General features: G+C 53.2%; 13 protein-coding genes and 1 other RNA gene. 5 read left to right on the top strand and 9 right to left on the bottom strand.

Going from position 1 to position 16,267, the window contains the following annotated elements; translation table 11 throughout:
- Positions 1-50 precede the first annotated feature (50 nt).
- Both menI and HVY19_RS09235 read right to left on the bottom strand, forming a co-directional pair.
- Positions 51-461: a 1,4-dihydroxy-2-naphthoyl-CoA hydrolase gene (gene menI, locus HVY19_RS09240; protein ID WP_181684005.1), complete on the bottom strand. Its 411-nt coding sequence runs from the start codon at positions 459-461 to the stop codon at positions 51-53.
- Complete coding sequence (locus HVY19_RS09235) at positions 458-3,514, bottom strand: FAD-binding and (Fe-S)-binding domain-containing protein (RefSeq protein ID WP_181684004.1); 3,057 nt, start codon at positions 3,512-3,514, stop codon at positions 458-460. Before HVY19_RS09235 ends, menI begins: the two co-directional genes overlap by 4 nt.
- Before the next feature lie 201 nt (positions 3,515-3,715).
- Here HVY19_RS09235 and ydiK point away from each other — a divergent pair, with 201 nt between their 5' ends.
- The 3 genes from ydiK to aroD all read left to right on the top strand — a co-directional run bounded on the left by ydiK (position 3,716) and on the right by aroD (position 5,968).
- Positions 3,716-4,828: an AI-2E family transporter YdiK gene (gene ydiK / locus HVY19_RS09230; protein ID WP_181684003.1), complete on the top strand. Its 1,113-nt coding sequence runs from the start codon at positions 3,716-3,718 to the stop codon at positions 4,826-4,828.
- 184 nt (positions 4,829-5,012) lie between these two features.
- An RNA gene (gene rprA, locus HVY19_RS09225) (antisense sRNA RprA) lies at positions 5,013-5,120 on the top strand.
- A gap of 89 nt (positions 5,121-5,209) precedes the next feature.
- On the top strand, positions 5,210-5,968 hold the full coding sequence (aroD, locus tag HVY19_RS09220) for a type I 3-dehydroquinate dehydratase (RefSeq protein WP_181684002.1): 759 nt from the start codon (positions 5,210-5,212) through the stop codon (positions 5,966-5,968).
- Between the two features lie 99 nt (positions 5,969-6,067).
- On the opposite strand, the gene ppsA is transcribed toward aroD, so the two are convergent.
- A complete protein-coding gene (ppsA, locus tag HVY19_RS09215) occupies positions 6,068-8,446 on the bottom strand; it encodes a phosphoenolpyruvate synthase (protein ID WP_181684001.1) in 2,379 nt (792 codons plus the stop codon).
- Between the two features lie 330 nt (positions 8,447-8,776).
- Between ppsA and ppsR the strand changes: the two genes are divergently transcribed.
- Both ppsR and aroH read left to right on the top strand, forming a co-directional pair.
- Positions 8,777-9,610 (top strand): posphoenolpyruvate synthetase regulatory kinase/phosphorylase PpsR, encoded by an 834-nt coding sequence (ppsR, locus tag HVY19_RS09210; RefSeq protein WP_181684000.1) that lies wholly within the window; start codon positions 8,777-8,779, stop codon positions 9,608-9,610.
- 155 nt (positions 9,611-9,765) lie between these two features.
- The gene (gene aroH / locus HVY19_RS09205; RefSeq protein ID WP_181683999.1) at positions 9,766-10,812 is read left to right on the top strand and encodes a 3-deoxy-7-phosphoheptulonate synthase AroH; all 1,047 of its coding nucleotides are present in this window, start codon (positions 9,766-9,768) and stop codon (positions 10,810-10,812) included.
- A gap of 96 nt (positions 10,813-10,908) precedes the next feature.
- Here the strand turns inward: aroH and selO are convergent, their stop codons facing one another.
- From selO to btuC, 6 genes are all read right to left on the bottom strand, one after another.
- On the bottom strand, positions 10,909-12,351 hold the full coding sequence (gene selO / locus HVY19_RS09200) for a protein adenylyltransferase SelO (RefSeq protein WP_181683998.1): 1,443 nt from the start codon (positions 12,349-12,351) through the stop codon (positions 10,909-10,911).
- A gap of 61 nt (positions 12,352-12,412) precedes the next feature.
- Entirely contained in the window at positions 12,413-13,126 is a 714-nt protein-coding gene (locus HVY19_RS09195) for an EAL domain-containing protein (protein ID WP_181683997.1), read from the bottom strand.
- 223 nt (positions 13,127-13,349) lie between these two features.
- A complete protein-coding gene (locus HVY19_RS09190) occupies positions 13,350-13,814 on the bottom strand; it encodes an NlpC/P60 family protein (protein WP_181683996.1) in 465 nt (154 codons plus the stop codon).
- A gap of 78 nt (positions 13,815-13,892) precedes the next feature.
- Positions 13,893-14,642 (bottom strand): vitamin B12 ABC transporter ATP-binding protein BtuD, encoded by a 750-nt coding sequence (btuD, locus tag HVY19_RS09185; protein WP_181683995.1) that lies wholly within the window; start codon positions 14,640-14,642, stop codon positions 13,893-13,895.
- Positions 14,642-15,193 carry a glutathione peroxidase gene (locus tag HVY19_RS09180; RefSeq protein ID WP_181683994.1) on the bottom strand — a complete coding sequence of 184 codons (552 nt, stop codon included), beginning with the start codon at positions 15,191-15,193 and terminating at the stop codon, positions 14,642-14,644. The genes btuD and HVY19_RS09180 overlap by 1 nt, the downstream gene beginning before the upstream one ends.
- A 61-nt stretch (positions 15,194-15,254) precedes the next feature.
- The gene (gene btuC, locus HVY19_RS09175) at positions 15,255-16,235 is read right to left on the bottom strand and encodes a vitamin B12 ABC transporter permease BtuC (protein ID WP_181683993.1); all 981 of its coding nucleotides are present in this window, start codon (positions 16,233-16,235) and stop codon (positions 15,255-15,257) included.
- Positions 16,236-16,267: the final 32 nt, after the last annotated feature.

Below are 16,267 nucleotides of genomic sequence, written 5' to 3'. Positions count from 1 at the left end.
GCAGATTATGACCAAAAGCAATACTGATCACACTTTTTTACGTGACAACGTCACACAATAGCCGTCGTTAACCTTGACGTGCAGCAAAGCCTTTGCCGATCGTCATAGATATCGATTTGCCAGACCTGGTGGCGGGAGCCTGTATGAATCGCCTGACAAACCCCTTTCACTCGCCCTTCACGCGCAGAGCGCACGTGGTTGGCATTGACCTCCAGACCGACAACCCTCTGCCCCCCCTCGGTACAGAGATAACCGGCTACTGAACCAAGGCTTTCTGCCAGCACGACAGACGCACCGCCGTGGAGTAGACCAAACGGCTGTTTAGTTCGCGAGTCAACCGGCATGGAGGCCTCCAGCGTATCATCGCCAATATGCTCGAAGCGAATATCCAACAACCCCACCATATTGCCTTCCCCCATGGCGTTGAGCGCCTCAAGGGTGACTTCACGTTTCCAGATCATCCAATTATCTCCAGTAATGCCTGAACGGGATGACGCACTCCGGTGCCCTCAACACGTTTCACCTGGCTACGACACGAATAGCCTGTTGCCAGACAACGATTTCGCGGCAGTCGCTCCATGGCCTGGTGCCATGACAGCTCGTAGATGCCCAGCGAGCTGGCATGATTTTTTGCCTCATGGCCATAAGTTCCCGCCATGCCACAGCAGCCCACGCTGACGTTTTCCAGTTTCGCACCGAAGCGGGCAAATATTGTCGCCCACTGCGCGGGTGCCCCAGGCAATGCGGTCACTTCAGTACAGTGGCCGAAGAAGTACCAGGACTCACCGCTGAGCTCGCGCGTTTCGTGGGAAGCCAGCACCGTCGATAACCATTCATTCGCCAACTGCACGTGGAAGTCCCCGCGCTGCTCGCCTAACGCCAGCTTATATTCATCACGGTAGCAGAGCACCAACGCGGGATCGACCCCCACCATCGGCATCCCCAGTTGGGCGACACGATTCAAAAATTCAGAAGTCTTTTTAGCCGTCTTCGCAAAACGGGTCAGGAAACCTTTAATATGCTGCGCCTTACCGTTAGGAGAGAATGGCAACAGAACGGGCTGTAACCCCAGTTTTTCCACCAGACGAACGAAGTCGGCAACGACCTGCGCATCGTAATAGCTGGTGAACGGGTCCTGCACTACCAGCACCGTCCTGGCTTTCTGTTCAGCCGGTAATGCCTCAAGCTGCTCCAGCGTCATGTTAGCCGAGCGATGCCCCACCAGTTGCTGTTGCAGTGAAGGCGTCGACAGCAGCGGCAGATCCACCATGCCTATATGTTTTGCCGAAAGCTTGCGCACCAGAGGTTGGTTAATAAAGAAGTTAAAGGTTTTCGGCGCGCGCGCCATCAGCGGTGCATAGGTTTCAACCGTCGCCACCAGATGGTCGCGTAGCGGACGTAAGTAGCGCGTGTGATAAAGCTGCAGGAAGCGCGAACGGAATTCCGGTACGTCTATTTTGATTGGACACTGCGTTGAGCACGCCTTACAGGCCAGACAGCCGGACATCGCCTCTTTCACCTCGTGGGAGAAATCATATTCCCCTTTATTGGCATGCCACGTATTGCGGGTGCGCGCAATCAGCGTGCGCAGACTGGGGCGTTTCTCCGATAGCGCGTTCTCCAGTCGTACCGGGTCAATGCCACGATCGGCCAGCAGACGTAACCATTCGCGCACCAGTGTCGCGCGTCCTTTCGGTGAGTGGATACGGTTGAGGCTGATTTTCATCGACGGACACATCGGGCTTTTCGCGTCGAAGTTAAAGCACAGACCGTTGCCGTTACACTCCATCGCCCCGCGCCAGGTCTGGCGTACCGCCAGTGGGATTTGCCTGTCGTACGTCCCCCGCTTAACCGCATCGACCTTCATCATCGGTGCGTCAAGCCCTTCGGGCGGACAAATTTTACCGGGGTTCAGGCGATTATGAGGATCAAACGCCGCCTTCACTTTACGAAGTTCGCCATAAAGCGTATCGCCAAAAAAGGCCGGACTGTATTCCGCACGGAAGCCTTTACCATGCTCGCCCCACAACAGACCACCATATTTTGCCGTCAACGCAACCACTTCATCGGAAATCTGCTGCATCAGCATTTCCTGCTGCGGATCGCACATGTCCAGCGCCGGGCGCACGTGCAATACCCCGGCATCAACGTGACCAAACATGCCGTAGCTCAGCCCGTGACCATCCAGCAGGGCACGAAACTCAGCAATATAGTCAGCAAGATGTTCAGGCGGAACGCAAGTATCTTCAGCAAACGGGATAGGTTTCGCTGTCCCTTTCGCATTGCCCAGCAGACCAACGGCCTTTTTACGCATGGCGTAGATACGCTCGACGCCAGCAAGTTCTGTACAGAGCTGCCAGCCGATAACTCCGGCCTCTTCACGAGCAATCAGGCCATCAAGGCGCTCGCACAGTGCGGCGACCTGACCATCAATTACTTCCGCATCATCTCCGGCGAACTCTACAATATTCAAGCCGAGCATCTCTTTGTCAGGAACATCGGTGATTAATTCACTCACCGAATGCCAGACAATATCTTCCCGCGCCAGATTCAGCACCTTTGAATCTACCGTTTCGACCGACAGCGCCCGCGCCTCTACCATAAACGGCGCATTGCGCAACGCGGAGTCAAAAGAGTCGTATTTTACATTCACCAGACGGCGAACTTTCGGCAAAGGCGTAATGTCGAGACGTGCTTCGGTGATAAATGCCAGCGTGCCTTCTGAGCCGGTCAGAATGCGGGTTAAATCAAACTCGCTCATATCGTCGTTAAAGACGTGACGTAAATCGTAGCCGGTCAGGAAGCGGTTCAGTTTTGGGAAACTTTCAATTATCAGTTGACGGTTGTCGCGACAGCGTTCCAGCACGGTACGATAGATACGGCCAATGGCCGTGTTATTTTTACCCAGCGCTTCGGCCAGTTCGACAGGCAGCGGTTGCGTGTCGAGAATATCCCCCCCCAGCAGCACCGCGCGTACGCCGAGCACATGGTCGGAGGTTTTACCGTACACCAGCGATCCCTGACCAGAGGCATCGGTGTTAATCATGCCGCCGAGTGTTGCCCGGTTACTGGTCGAAAGCTCCGGGGCAAAGAAGTAACCAAATGGTTTGAGGTACTGATTAAGCTGATCTTTGATCACCCCCGCTTCCACACGAACCCAGCCCTCTTCAGGGTTGATTTCAATAATGCGGCTCATATAGCGGGACATATCAACGATAATGCCCTGATTCAGCGCCTGACCATTAGTACCTGTGCCGCCGCCGCGTGGAGTGAAGATCAGCGAGGTAAAACGAGGCTCCGCCGCCAGTCGGGCAATTAATGCCACATCGGCCGTGGAACGGGGAAAAACAACGGCATCGGGAAGAAGTTGATAGATACTGTTATCTGTCGACATCGTCAGACGATCGGCATAACTGGTCGCCGTATCGCCGGTAAAACCCTGTTGCTCCAGCTCTTGCAAAAAATTGAGCACCAGCTGAACGACGCCGGGTGCCTGAGAAATTTGTGGAATCATTGTTCTGACCCTTTCCTGCGGTCTGTGTTGTGAGGTTATCGTTTGCTTAATGTTGTATCACATTTTTTTCTAATACACCCAGTAGAAATACTGGCAGAATCCGCCTGTTAAAAATCGCTGATATTGCTCATTATTATCAGAGTTATTTTGCGTATTTACGTCGCGTCAACGTTCGACGCACTACAAAGGTGAAAACTGTTTATGGTCAATATTCGTCAGCCCAGGGATATCGCACAAGTGCTGCTGTCGGTGCTGTTTTTAGCCATCATGATTGTGGCGTGTCTCTGGATTGTTCAACCTTTTATTCTGGGCTTTGCCTGGGCCGGTACCATCGTCATCGCCACATGGCCGGTACTATTGGGCTTGCAAAGAATGCTTTGGGGTCGCCGCTCGCTCGCCGTGCTGGTCATGACGCTGTTATTAGTGCTGCTGTTTGTCATTCCCATCGCGTTGCTGGTGAACAGTATCGTTGATGGCAGCGGTCCGCTCATCCATGCGCTAACGGGCGGCGACATGACGCTTCCGGATCTTGCCTGGCTGAACAGTATTCCGCTGGTAGGTACCAAACTGTATGCCGGGTGGCATAACCTGCTGGATATGGGGGGCGCGGCGATCATGGCGAAAGTTCGTCCCTATATTGGCGCGACGACAACCTGGTTTGTCGGGCAAGCCGCGCATATTGGCCGCTTTATGGTGCACTGTGCGCTGATGCTGTTATTCAGCGCCCTGCTGTACTGGCGTGGAGAGACCGTTGCCCTTGGCGTCCGCCATTTTGCTACCCGTCTGGCGTCTAAACGTGGCGATGCGGCGGTATTGCTTGCCGCTCAGGCCATCCGTGCGGTCGCGCTGGGTGTTGTGGTGACGGCGCTGGTCCAGGCGGTGCTCGGCGGCATCGGTCTGGCGATTTCAGGGGTTCCCTATGCCACCCTGCTGACGGTAGTGATGATTCTCTCTTGCCTTGTGCAACTGGGGCCACTGCCGGTGTTAGTTCCGGCCATCATCTGGCTGTACTGGACCGGGGATACAACCTGGGGGACGGTGCTGTTGGTGTGGAGTTGCGTGGTAGGTACTCTGGATAACGTAATCCGTCCAATGCTGATTCGCATGGGCGCGGATTTACCGCTGATCCTGATTCTGTCCGGCGTCATTGGCGGTCTGATTGCCTTCGGCATGATTGGCCTGTTTATTGGTCCGGTTCTGCTCGCAGTTTCCTGGCGACTGTTCTCGGCATGGGTCCACGAAACCCCACCGCCGTCAGAGGAAGCAGAGGAGATCCTCGAAGAACTGGCTGAAATTCAGAAGAATAATCAGTAGGTTCATCAGGCGGCTTCGGCCGCCTGAATGTTTAGCATTACTTATCAATAGATAAGTCCTGATAACGTTTAATTCACTACTTTCCTGCATAATCCCACCGCTACGTCACAAATTCTTTATAGTTATTAAACTATTGAGACGAATCTGATCGACGCTAAAAGCTCTCATACCCTACTATTAGCTCACGGTTATAGATCAACACCTTGATTTATAAGCATGGAAATCCCCTGAGTGAAACAATGAATTGCTGTGTGTAGTCTTTGCCCATCTCCCACGATGGGCTTTTTTTTTACTTCAAGCCGCCTGCTGCACAGTACATAATGGAAAAATGTGGCGCGATGACACACGCAGGTCATCGACAGAAAAGCAGACAGGACATTCATGACAACCGTAACCGTAAAAAATCTTGTGATTGGCAAAGGGATGCCAAAAATTATCGTCTCGCTGATGGGCAAAGACGTAAGCAGCGTTAAATCTGAAGCGCAGGCCTACCGTGGGGCGCGGTTCGATATTCTTGAGTGGCGCGTCGATCACTTCACTGACGTTTCCTCTACAAAGACCCTTCTGGACGCCGCCCGTGCAATTCGTGATGTGCTGCCCGAAACGCCGTTACTTTTCACTTTCCGCAGCGCAAAAGAAGGTGGAGAAAAGGCGATTTCAACGCCGGATTATCTCGCGCTTAATCGGATAGCGATTGAAAGTGGTCTGGTCGATCTCATTGACATTGAGCTTTTCACGGGTGATGAAGCCGTCAAGGACATCGTGACCTATGCGCACTCTCAGGGTGTGCGTGTGGTGATGTCGAACCATGATTTTCATAAAACGCCGACGGCGGATGACATTGTTCAGCGTCTGCGCAAAATGCAGGCGCTTGGCGCAGATATTCCCAAAATTGCGGTAATGCCCCAGAGTAAAAATGATGTGTTGGTACTGCTTTCCGCCACGCTGGAAATGCAGCAGCGTTATGCGGATCGTCCAATTATTACGATGTCGATGGCTAAAGATGGCGTGATTTCACGTCTGGCGGGGGAAGTATTTGGTTCTGCGGCTACATTTGGCGCTGTGAAAAAGGTTTCGGCACCTGGGCAAATCGGCATCGACGATCTGCATTCAGTATTAACGATTCTGCATAATGCCTGATGGCGACATCAACGTCGCCATCAGGATTTTTACCCGGGGTGCTTCGCTTTCCCGGCCTACGTTTGATGTGACGTGTAGGCCGGATGGCGACAGCTTAGCTTACTTCTTCAGTTCAGCCAGACTCAGCCAGGTCTGCACCACGGTATCCGGGTTCAACGACAGGCTGTCGATCCCTTCTTCCATCAGCCAGGCAGCAAAGTCTTCGTGGTCAGACGGGCCCTGACCGCAAATCCCCACATATTTGCCCTGTTTCTTGGCTGCACGAATCGCCATCGACAGTAGTGCTTTCACCGCATCGTTACGCTCATCAAACAGTTCAGAAACCACGCCAGAGTCGCGATCCAGACCCAGAGTCAACTGTGTCATATCGTTAGAGCCGATGGAGAAGCCGTCAAAGTGCTCCAGGAACTGTTCTGCCAGCAGCGCGTTAGACGGAATTTCACACATCATGATGATCTTCAGCCCATTCTCGCCGCGCTTCAGTCCCTGACGCGCCAGTTCGTCTACCACCGCTTTCGCCTGCTCCACGGTACGGACAAACGGGATCATAATTTCGACGTTGGTCAGTCCCATTTCGTTACGTACACGTTTTACCGCCTCGCACTCCAGCGCAAAGCAGTCGCGGAAGCTGTCGGAAACATAGCGACCCGCCCCACGGAAGCCAAGCATCGGGTTTTCTTCTTCCGGTTCGTAGCGTTCTCCGCCGACCAGGTTCGCGTATTCGTTAGACTTAAAGTCAGACAAACGGACAATCACGCGTTTTGGATAGAATGCGGCACCGAGCGTTGCGATCCCTTCCGTCAGGCGGCCAATGTAGAATTCGCGCGGTGAATCGAAACCCTTCATCATTTCGCGAATTTCGTTTTGCAGTTTTGCGTCCTGATCGTCGAATTCCAGCAGCGCGCGCGGGTGAACGCCAATCATACGGTTGATGATAAATTCCAGACGCGCAAGCCCGACCCCTTCGTTTGGCAGGCAGGCAAAGTCGAAGGCGCGATCCGGGTTACCGACGTTCATCATCACCTTGAGCGGCAGATCCGGCATGGTGTCAACGCTGGAACTCTTGACGCTAAAGTCGAGCAGGTCAGCATAAACATAGCCGGTATCGCCTTCCGCACAGGAGACGGTCACTTTCTCATCATCCTTCATGCGTTCGGTGGCATCACCACAGCCAACGACAGCAGGAATTCCCAGTTCACGGGCGATGATCGCCGCATGGCAGGTACGTCCACCACGGTTGGTGACAATGGCCGCCGCTTTTTTCATGATCGGTTCCCAGTCCGGGTCGGTCATGTCAGTCACCAGTACATCGCCTGGCTGAATGCGGTTCATTTCGCTGATGTCATGAATGACTTTTACCGTGCCCGCGCCAATGCGGTGACCGATCGCGCGACCTTCAGCAATGATCTTACCCTGCGCATGCAGCGTATAACGCTCCATTACCTGACCGCGTGAGCGTACGGTTTCCGGTCGTGCCTGGACGATAAACAGCTTGCCAGTGTGACCGTCTTTCGCCCACTCGATGTCCATTGGACGACCGTAGTGCTTCTCGATCTGTACTGCCTGTTTCGCCAGTTCCTGCACTTCGTCGTTGGTCAGCGAGAAGACGTCGCGTTGTTCCTGCGGCACATCTTCAATGGTGACCTGCTTACCGTGCTCCTGGGTTGGCGCGTAGACCATGCGGATTTTTTTCGAGCCCATCGTGCGACGCACAATAGCCGGACGATTCGCCGCCAGCGTTGGTTTGTGGACGTAGAATTCATCCGGGTTAACCGCGCCCTGCACCACCATCTCACCCAGTCCCCACGCTGAGGTAATAAATACCACCTGGTCAAAACCGGATTCAGTGTCGATAGAGAACATGACGCCAGACGAGGCCAGATCTGAACGCACCATCCGCTGCACACCCGCAGAAAGTGCAACACCCCGGTGGTCATAACCCTGGTGGACGCGATAAGAGATGGCGCGGTCATTAAACAGCGAGGCAAAGACGTGTTTTACTGCCACCAGCACGGCATCAAAACCCTGAACGTTGAGGAAGGTTTCCTGCTGTCCGGCAAAGGAGGCGTCTGGCATATCTTCCGCCGTCGCGGAAGAACGAACGGCAAACGAGGCGTGTTGGTCATCCGCAGAGAGCTGCGCGTAAGCGTCGCGAATGGCATTTTCCAGTTCGGGCTGGAAAGGAGTGTCGATAATCCACTGGCGGATCTGCGCGCCTGCCTTTGCCAGCGCAGTGACGTCGTCAATATCCGTTTTATCCAGCAGTTCATAAATGCGCTGGTTTACACCGCTTTGGTCCAGAAACTGGTTAAACGCATCGGCGGTTGTTGCAAAACCATTCGGTACGGATACACCCATACCGGAAAGGTTAGTAATCATTTCACCCAGGGAGGCATTTTTGCCCCCAACTCTGTCTACATCATTCATGCCGAGTTGGTTATACCAAAGCACCAGCGGTGACGAGCCATTGTTGGACATCGAACAATCCTTATATATGAACGAGGTTAGGAAACGCTTAATTGCCTATTTATCTTTGCATATTTAACCCGGCGAAAAAAACGGTGAATCGTTCAAGCAAATATAAATTTTATTTTTTAGGACAGTTTACCCTGTTTGCGCAAACCCGCAGGCGACGGGCATCTCCACAATAAGTGAAGGTATAAACAGTTATTTTAGAAAATGAAATGTGCTTTTCAGTAATTATAAAAATACCATTTCACTTTAGAAATTCAGCAGCAGATTTATCCCTTCCCTGCTGATTTAATATATGCTTTCATTGAATTATGACTGCCATTCAGGATGAACCAAATGGATAATGCTGTAGATCGCCACGTATTTTATATTTCTGATGGAACGGCAATAACCGCCGAGGTTTTGGGCCATGCGGTAATGTCGCAATTTCCCGTGACCATCAGCAGTATTACGCTGCCGTTCGTCGAAAATGAGAGCCGGGCTCGCGCGGTGAAAGACCAGATTGATGCTATCTATCAGCAGACCGGCGTGCGGCCTCTGGTCTTTTATTCGATTGTACTGCCTGAAATTCGCGCCATCATTTTGCAAAGCGAAGGCTTTTGTCAGGATATCGTGCAGGCGCTGGTGGCCCCGCTCCAGCACGAGATGAAACTGGATCCAACGCCGATTGCTCATCGCACCCATGGGCTGAATCCTGGCAACCTGAATAAATACGATGCACGTATTGCCGCTATTGATTATACCCTTGCGCATGATGACGGGATTTCGTTGCGCAACCTCGATCAGGCACAGGTCATTTTGCTGGGCGTCTCGCGCTGTGGCAAAACCCCTACCAGCCTCTACCTGGCGATGCAGTTTGGTATCCGCGCGGCGAACTACCCCTTTATTGCCGATGACATGGATAATCTGGTCCTTCCTGCATCGTTAAAGCCTCTCCAGCATAAGCTGTTCGGCCTGACAATCGATCCTGAACGTCTGGCGGCCATTCGTGAAGAACGTCGGGAAAATAGCCGTTATGCCTCTCTTCGCCAGTGCCGAATGGAGGTGGCGGAAGTCGAGGCGCTGTACCGGAAAAACCAGATCCCCTGTCTCAACAGTACCAACTATTCCGTAGAGGAAATTGCCACCAAGATCCTCGATATCATGGGTCTCAATCGCCGCATGTACTAATAAACTAGTTCATGAGTTCTGTTTTTTTGCTATCATGCCGTTCTGCTCGCGAGGTGTGACCCACCTCGCACTTGAAATCAGCAGGGATTGGTTTATGGTGTGCCCATCACTTCCGGTGCCCTTGCCGTAGAAGCAACAAATTTCTGAGAAATGTAATGAACAGAACCGATGAACTTCGCACTGCGCGGATAGACAGTCTGGTTACCCCAGCTGAACTGGCGCAGCGACATCCCGTATCTGACGCCGTTGCCAGTCATGTCACCGACTCACGTCGCCGGATAGAAAAAATATTGAATGGTGAAGATCGCCGCCTGCTGGTGATTATTGGCCCCTGCTCGATCCACGATCTTGATGCTGCAATGGAATACGCCACGCGTCTCCAGGCGCTGCGCGTTCAGCATCAGGCGCGCCTTGAAATTGTCATGCGCACCTATTTTGAAAAGCCGCGTACCGTGGTGGGCTGGAAAGGGCTGATTTCCGATCCGGATTTGAACGGCAGCTACCGGGTCAATCACGGGCTCGAACTGGCGCGCAAACTGCTGCTCCAGGTGAATGAACTGGGCGTTCCTACTGCCACCGAATTCCTCGATATGGTGACCGGGCAATTTATTGCTGATTTGATCAGTTGGGGGGCGATTGGCGCACGGACGACAGAAAGCCAGATTCACCGCGAAATGGCCTCTGCGCTCTCCTGCCCGGTTGGCTTTAAGAATGGCACTGACGGCAACACCCGCATTGCGGTGGATGCCATCCGCGCCTCCCGCGCCAGCCATATGTTCCTCTCACCGGATAAAACCGGGCAGATGACCATTTATCAGACCAGCGGTAATCCGTATGGGCATATCATCATGCGCGGCGGTAAAAAGCCTAACTATCACGCTGAAGATATCGCCGCCGCCTGCGATACGCTGCATGAGTTTGATCTTCCAGAACATCTGGTGGTGGATTTTAGCCACGGAAACTGCCAGAAGCAGCATCGTCGTCAACTGGATGTCTGTGACGATATTTGCCAGCAGATCCGCAATGGCTCGACGGCAATTGCCGGGATTATGGCCGAAAGCTTCCTGCGCGAAGGTACGCAGAAAATTATCAGCGGTCAGCCGCTGGTCTATGGTCAGTCAATTACCGACCCCTGTCTGAACTGGGAAGACACCGAACTGCTGCTCAGTAAACTCGCAGCAGCAGTAGACAGCCGCTTTTAGCTGCTGCTTATGAAATGCCGGATGGCGACGCATGGTGTTTTATCTGGCCTACACGCAGATGTAGGCCAGGCAAGCGAGGCGCCATCAGGCATCGCGCTAACTTGAACAGCTCACCGCTAAACGTCTCCCCCAATCAGGCGGACGATGAGTATAATCGTCCGCTCTGTCGCGGTACGGATCCTGCAGCACCTCATGCAAACGATATAACTCGCTCATGTCACCGTTTTCAGCCGCCGTTATTGCCCGCTGTGCCAGCCAGTTTCTCAGCACGACCGCCGGATTGACACTTTGCATAAGCTGTTGACGTGCATCATCGGCTATCTCGTCCTGCGCCAGACGCGAACGATAGCGTGAGAACCAGGCATCAAATGCCGCGCGATTAATGAACTCGTCTCGCAGAGGCGATGCCGCGCTCTGTTGTTCTGTCACGCTCAACATGCGGAAAGTACGCGTGTAGTCACTGCGTTCGTTAGCCATCAGGCTGAACAATTCGTTAAGAAGTGCGTTATCGTCCTTTTGCTCAGTCATGAAACCCAGCTTTTTCCGCATCCGCTGACCATAGCGCGTCAGCAGCGCCAGTTGGTAGCCATCCAGAGCATCGTTGAGCGCATCAACAGGTAGAATTGGCGACAGGCTTTGCGCGAGTCGTTGGAGGTTCCATAGCCCCACCGCAGGTTGGTTATCAAAACGATACCGCCCCTGATGATCGGAGTGGTTACAGATGAATTCGGGGTCGTAATCGTCGAGGAAACCATACGGACCGTAATCCATCGTCAGCCCCAGAATCGACATGTTATCGGTATTCATTACGCCATGAGCAAACCCAACGGTTTGCCAGTCAGCAATTAACGACGCCGTGCGTTCCACTACATCACGAAACCAAAGCAGGTATTTATCCGCTTCATCCTGAAGATGTGGCCAGTAATGGCGAATAGCAAAATCGGCCAACTGCTGGACTTTCTCCGGCTCGCGGCGATAGTAGAAATGCTCAAAATGACCGAAGCGCATATGACTCTGCGCCAGACGCATCAGCATCGCCCCCGCTTCTACCGTCTCGCGATACACCGGGGTATCGCTGGTCACGATAGTCAACGCGCGAGTCGTCGGGATGCCAAGATAGTGCATTGCTTCACTGGCCAGGCTTTCGCGAATGGTAGAGCGCAATACCGCCCGTCCATCGCCCATCCGCGAATAGGGCGTCAGGCCTGCCCCTTTCAGGTGCCAGTCCATTGTCGTCCCATCGGCAAGCCGTTGTTCGCCCAGCAGAATTCCGCGGCCATCACCCAGTTGTCCGGCCCAGACGCCAAACTGGTGGCCGCTATAAACCTGAGCCAGTGGCGACATGCCCGGCAACAGGGTTTCACCGCCCCAGACGCCAGCGGGGTTATCCGCTGCAAAAAGGGACTCGGGAATTCCCAACTGAGCGGCAAGCGGAGCGTTATGCCAGATTAAACGGGCGTTATTGAGCGGCGTTGGCGATAGCGCGGTATACGTTGCCGGCAGTTCATCGCGCCAGCGGGCAGTAAAAGACAGGGTCATAGGGCCTCCTGCGTGTAGTGTAGACGGTTAACTCCGTCTTAAACACCAGCAAACAGAAGGGTTATGGATGGATAAGTTTGGTGATCTGGTTAGCGCTGACGGCAGGCCAGAGATGGCCCTGCATTGCGCTGAAACCAAATGAAGCCACGCGCTCAGCCATTTCCTCATTATCTATCCCCCCAATCATCACCGATTCGCAATAGGGAGAAACCTGGGTCAAAATGGCGCGCATAAACGGTTCAAATGATGGACTGGCAGCACGCTGATGTATAAAATTCCGGTCCAACATGACGCGGTTGAAAAGACCATCAAAAATAGCCTTCGTTGAGCTTTCCCCAGCACCAAAATTAGCCAGCACCAGCGGGAAACGGGCGGCCAACGCATTCAGGGTGAGATTATCTTTGCCGCAAGCCAGGTCGGGAAAATTTTCACCGATCATCAATTCCAGAAATGAAAATCGTTTAACTAATGCTATACATTGGCTATTCGCTAATAATAATGGCACCACAGCCGGGGTGATAATAATCCAGGCCGCCAATTTATGCTGAATAAAAAAATGTTGGCACGTTTCAAGTAATGCTAATTTTTCTTCAAACAACTGGCATTGTTGTTCGGACGTGAGATGCGGCATGACCAGTTCAGTCGGGATGCGTACATCACCGGCAACACTGATAAAATGGGCAATAATTTCTAAACCAATAAGTTTATTTTGTGCATTACGGGCGGGGTGAAAACAGAGCTGACTATACCAGGCATTATCCAATGTAACATGCATTACGTTACCCCTTCAGCGAGAGCGTCAGACGGCAGTTTGTTACAAAGGACGCAAGCACACGCCTTTATTGATGTATTCGATGGAATGTTCATGTCGTCCTTTTAAACCGGAATCCGGGTCCTTTTGTTTCAGCTTATCCTGGTTGTAAAAGCTGATCCAGCTTTGTTCTTTTCCCCTACGTTAAATCATAGAGTCAATCCACTCCCATATCGCCAATTCGATTTTATATCCGTCTGGCCTGCCAAAAATTCTTCCGCCAGTAGACATTTTCCAGTGACGAACGCATTACTCCTCGACTGGTAGACGCATGGATAAACTGACCATTGGTGTCATAAATTCCCACATGCAGCCCGCTTTCACCTGAACCCGTTTTGAAGAACACCAGGTCGCCGGGCAGTAACTCCTCTTTATCAATCTTGGTACCTATTTTGGCCTGCTGTCGCGTCTCTCGCGGCAGTTGTAAGGAGAACTGATCGCGCATCGTCATCAGGACAAAGCCGGAGCAATCCACGCCACGACGGCTCATTCCGCCATAGCGGTAAGGCGTACCGTGCCAGGTCTGGAGCTGATCGTTTAACCCGGCAATAACCATAATTGAGTCTGAGAGCCGGGCATTGGGTGCCGGCGCACGATGACTGCTGCATCCTGCCAAGAGTAATGCTGTCAAAAGAAGGAACCAGAAACGCATTCAGGACGAATCCTCTGTTTTTTAATTCTGATAACAATTTAGCGGTGATTAACGCTGATTATCAACAAGCGATTTCATTTACGTTGTAGAAATCAGCATCCTGTGGCCTTCAATATCCAGACGACGGAAGTTCATCCCATAGGCTCGCGCTAAATTTGGCGGTGTCAGCACCTCTTCCCGTGGCCCGCTGGCGAGCAGTTTTCCCTGCTGAAGCAACCACGCACGGTGAGCATGGCGCAAAGTATGGTTAAGATCGTGACTGCTCATCACGATGGCGATACCCTGCCCGCATAATCGGCTCAGGATGCGGTCCAGCGCATTTTGCTGCGCCACGTCAAGACTGTTCATCGGTTCATCCAGCAGCAGCAACTGCCCGTGGGGGTTGGATACCGGTGATATCTGTAAAATGACCGCCGCCAGCCGAACTCGCTGCCATTCTCCTCCGGATAGCTGCCGGGTATTGCGCTCCAGTTTGTCGGCCAGTCCCAGAGACTCCGCGACGTCCATTAATGGGTCCGTGCGTGATTGGTCGCCCTGATGTAGCGTCAGAAAATGCCAGACCGGCATGGCAAAAGGCGGGGTTTGCTGTTGTGCCAGATAGGCGCGATGGCGAGCCAGCTTAGCGGCTGGCCACCGTTTAAGCGGGGTGCCAGCAAATTCCACTTCCCCAGGACCGAAAGTGAGCCCCGCTATGCGCGCCAGCAACGTACTTTTTCCAGCACCATTCGGCCCGACGAGATGCAGGATCTCCCCTGCCCGGATCTCTCCGGACAGCGGCCCCAGTCGGGTCGTCTCAGCCACATCCTGTAACTGCATCAACACTGACATTATTTTGCCAACGCGAGTTTAATGCTTTCCATGACAATAGGATCCTCAGGCGTCATATCGGGTGAAAAACGCTGAATAACCTGACCGTCTCTGCCCACCAGGAACTTCTCAAAATTCCACAAAATATCGTCCGGATACAGCGGCGCACGCCCTTTACTGGCCATACGCTCATAGAACCCGCTCTCTTCCGGTGCCACCGCCGTCGGCGCTGCCGCAATCAACTTCTGGTAAAGCGGGTGACGCCCTTCGCCATTGACATCAATTTTGCTGAACATCGGGAACGTCACACCCCAGGTTGTCGCACAATACGTTTTAATTTCTTCTTCGCTGCCCGGCTCTTGCCCAAGAAACTGATTGCAGGGAAACCCCAGAACGTAGAAGCCCCGTTCACCCCACGCCTTCTGGATATTTTCTAATTGTTCATACTGTGGCGTGAGTCCACACTTTGAGGCCACGTTGACGATCAGCAGGACATTTCCGGCGTACTTATCCAGCGTCACCACCTGCCCATCAATTGTCGTAACTTCTGTATTTAATATCGTGTTTTGCATAGCATCTCCTGGTGTGAGGGTTTCAAATACCCGCTTCTAATCTTAGACGGTCTTTTCCAGACTAACGTCCGGCCTTTAACAGTAGCCAGATAAAGGCCGGTGCGCCCAGCGTGGCGGTCACCACGCCAATAGGTAACTCTGCTGAGGCAAGCGCGAGTCGGGCGACGACATCAGCCAACAGAAGCGCAATGGCACCTGCAAGCGCGCACCCTGGCAACAGTACGCGATGATCCGTTAGACCACACAGTCGTAAAATATGCGGGATCACCAGACCGATAAAGCCAATCGCGCCTGCCAGCGCTACGCTCACGCCCACCATCCAGCCGGTTGCCACGACCAGCAAATTTCTCCACAGCCACAGGGGCAACCCTAACTGGCGGGCAGAGGTTTCCCCCAGCGCCAGCATATTCATGGACTGAGACTGGCAGCATGTCCAGATTAATATGGGCATCAGTGCCACCATCAGCCAAGACTGGCTCCAGTCAACGCCACCAAATCCCCCCATCATCCAGTACATTAACTGGCGCAGATCAAAGGAAGTAGAAAAGTAGATGGCCCACGTCATCAGGGCGCTACAGATAATCCCCAACGCTACGCCAGCAAGCAGCAGACGGCTGGTGGACAGGTGTCGGCGGGCAAAGCGTAGAAGAATAAGGGTAATAACCAGCGCCCCCGCAATAGCGCACAACCCCAACGCCCAGTGCGGAAGAACCCCCTGGCCTAACAAAACAGCGGCAATAAGCCCGACCCCTGCACCGTTCGAAACACCCAATAGCCCCGGTTCTGCCAGCGGATTTTCGAACAGCGCCTGCATAACGGCACCGGATATCGCAAGTGCCGCCCCTACCAGCAAGACTGCAAGTGTACGTGGTAGTCGGATTTGCCAGACAAAGAGTTCGCCGCGCGGGGTTAGCCAGTCTCGTGGGAATATCCACTGCTCCCCGGCACACAGGCTCAGCAGTAACGTCAGCAGCATTAAAGCTGACAGGCTCAGGATCCAGCGCACGTTTTGACGCTGTTGTTGACGGGCAAATGTCAGCATGTTTTCCATTCAGCTGAAAAGGACGGAGGTTG

The sequence above is a fragment of the Citrobacter sp. RHB25-C09 genome (assembly GCF_013836145.1).
In the GTDB taxonomy this organism is placed as follows: Bacteria; Pseudomonadota; Gammaproteobacteria; order Enterobacterales; family Enterobacteriaceae; genus Citrobacter_A.
The sequence above is the reverse complement of the archived record's forward strand: the minus strand, read 5'-3'. Positions and strand labels throughout refer to the sequence as shown.

Excerpts from the sequence above, each read along its gene's own strand:
- aroD (WP_181684002.1), top strand. The coding sequence starts at position 5,210 with ATGACAACCGTAACCGTAAAAAATCTTGTGATTGGCAAAGGGATGCCA.
- ydiK (WP_181684003.1), top strand. The coding sequence starts at position 3,716 with ATGGTCAATATTCGTCAGCCCAGGGATATCGCACAAGTGCTGCTGTCG.
- menI (WP_181684005.1), bottom strand. The coding sequence starts at position 461 with ATGATCTGGAAACGTGAAGTCACCCTTGAGGCGCTCAACGCCATGGGG.
- HVY19_RS09180 (WP_181683994.1), bottom strand. The coding sequence starts at position 15,193 with ATGCAAAACACGATATTAAATACAGAAGTTACGACAATTGATGGGCAG.
- HVY19_RS09190 (WP_181683996.1), bottom strand. The coding sequence starts at position 13,814 with ATGCGTTTCTGGTTCCTTCTTTTGACAGCATTACTCTTGGCAGGATGC.
- ppsA (WP_181684001.1), bottom strand. The coding sequence starts at position 8,446 with ATGTCCAACAATGGCTCGTCACCGCTGGTGCTTTGGTATAACCAACTC.
- ppsR (WP_181684000.1), top strand. The coding sequence starts at position 8,777 with ATGGATAATGCTGTAGATCGCCACGTATTTTATATTTCTGATGGAACG.
- aroH (WP_181683999.1), top strand. The coding sequence starts at position 9,766 with ATGAACAGAACCGATGAACTTCGCACTGCGCGGATAGACAGTCTGGTT.
- selO (WP_181683998.1), bottom strand. The coding sequence starts at position 12,351 with ATGACCCTGTCTTTTACTGCCCGCTGGCGCGATGAACTGCCGGCAACG.
- HVY19_RS09235 (WP_181684004.1), bottom strand. The coding sequence starts at position 3,514 with ATGATTCCACAAATTTCTCAGGCACCCGGCGTCGTTCAGCTGGTGCTC.
- btuC (WP_181683993.1), bottom strand. The coding sequence starts at position 16,235 with ATGCTGACATTTGCCCGTCAACAACAGCGTCAAAACGTGCGCTGGATC.
- btuD (WP_181683995.1), bottom strand. The coding sequence starts at position 14,642 with ATGTCAGTGTTGATGCAGTTACAGGATGTGGCTGAGACGACCCGACTG.
- HVY19_RS09195 (WP_181683997.1), bottom strand. The coding sequence starts at position 13,126 with ATGCATGTTACATTGGATAATGCCTGGTATAGTCAGCTCTGTTTTCAC.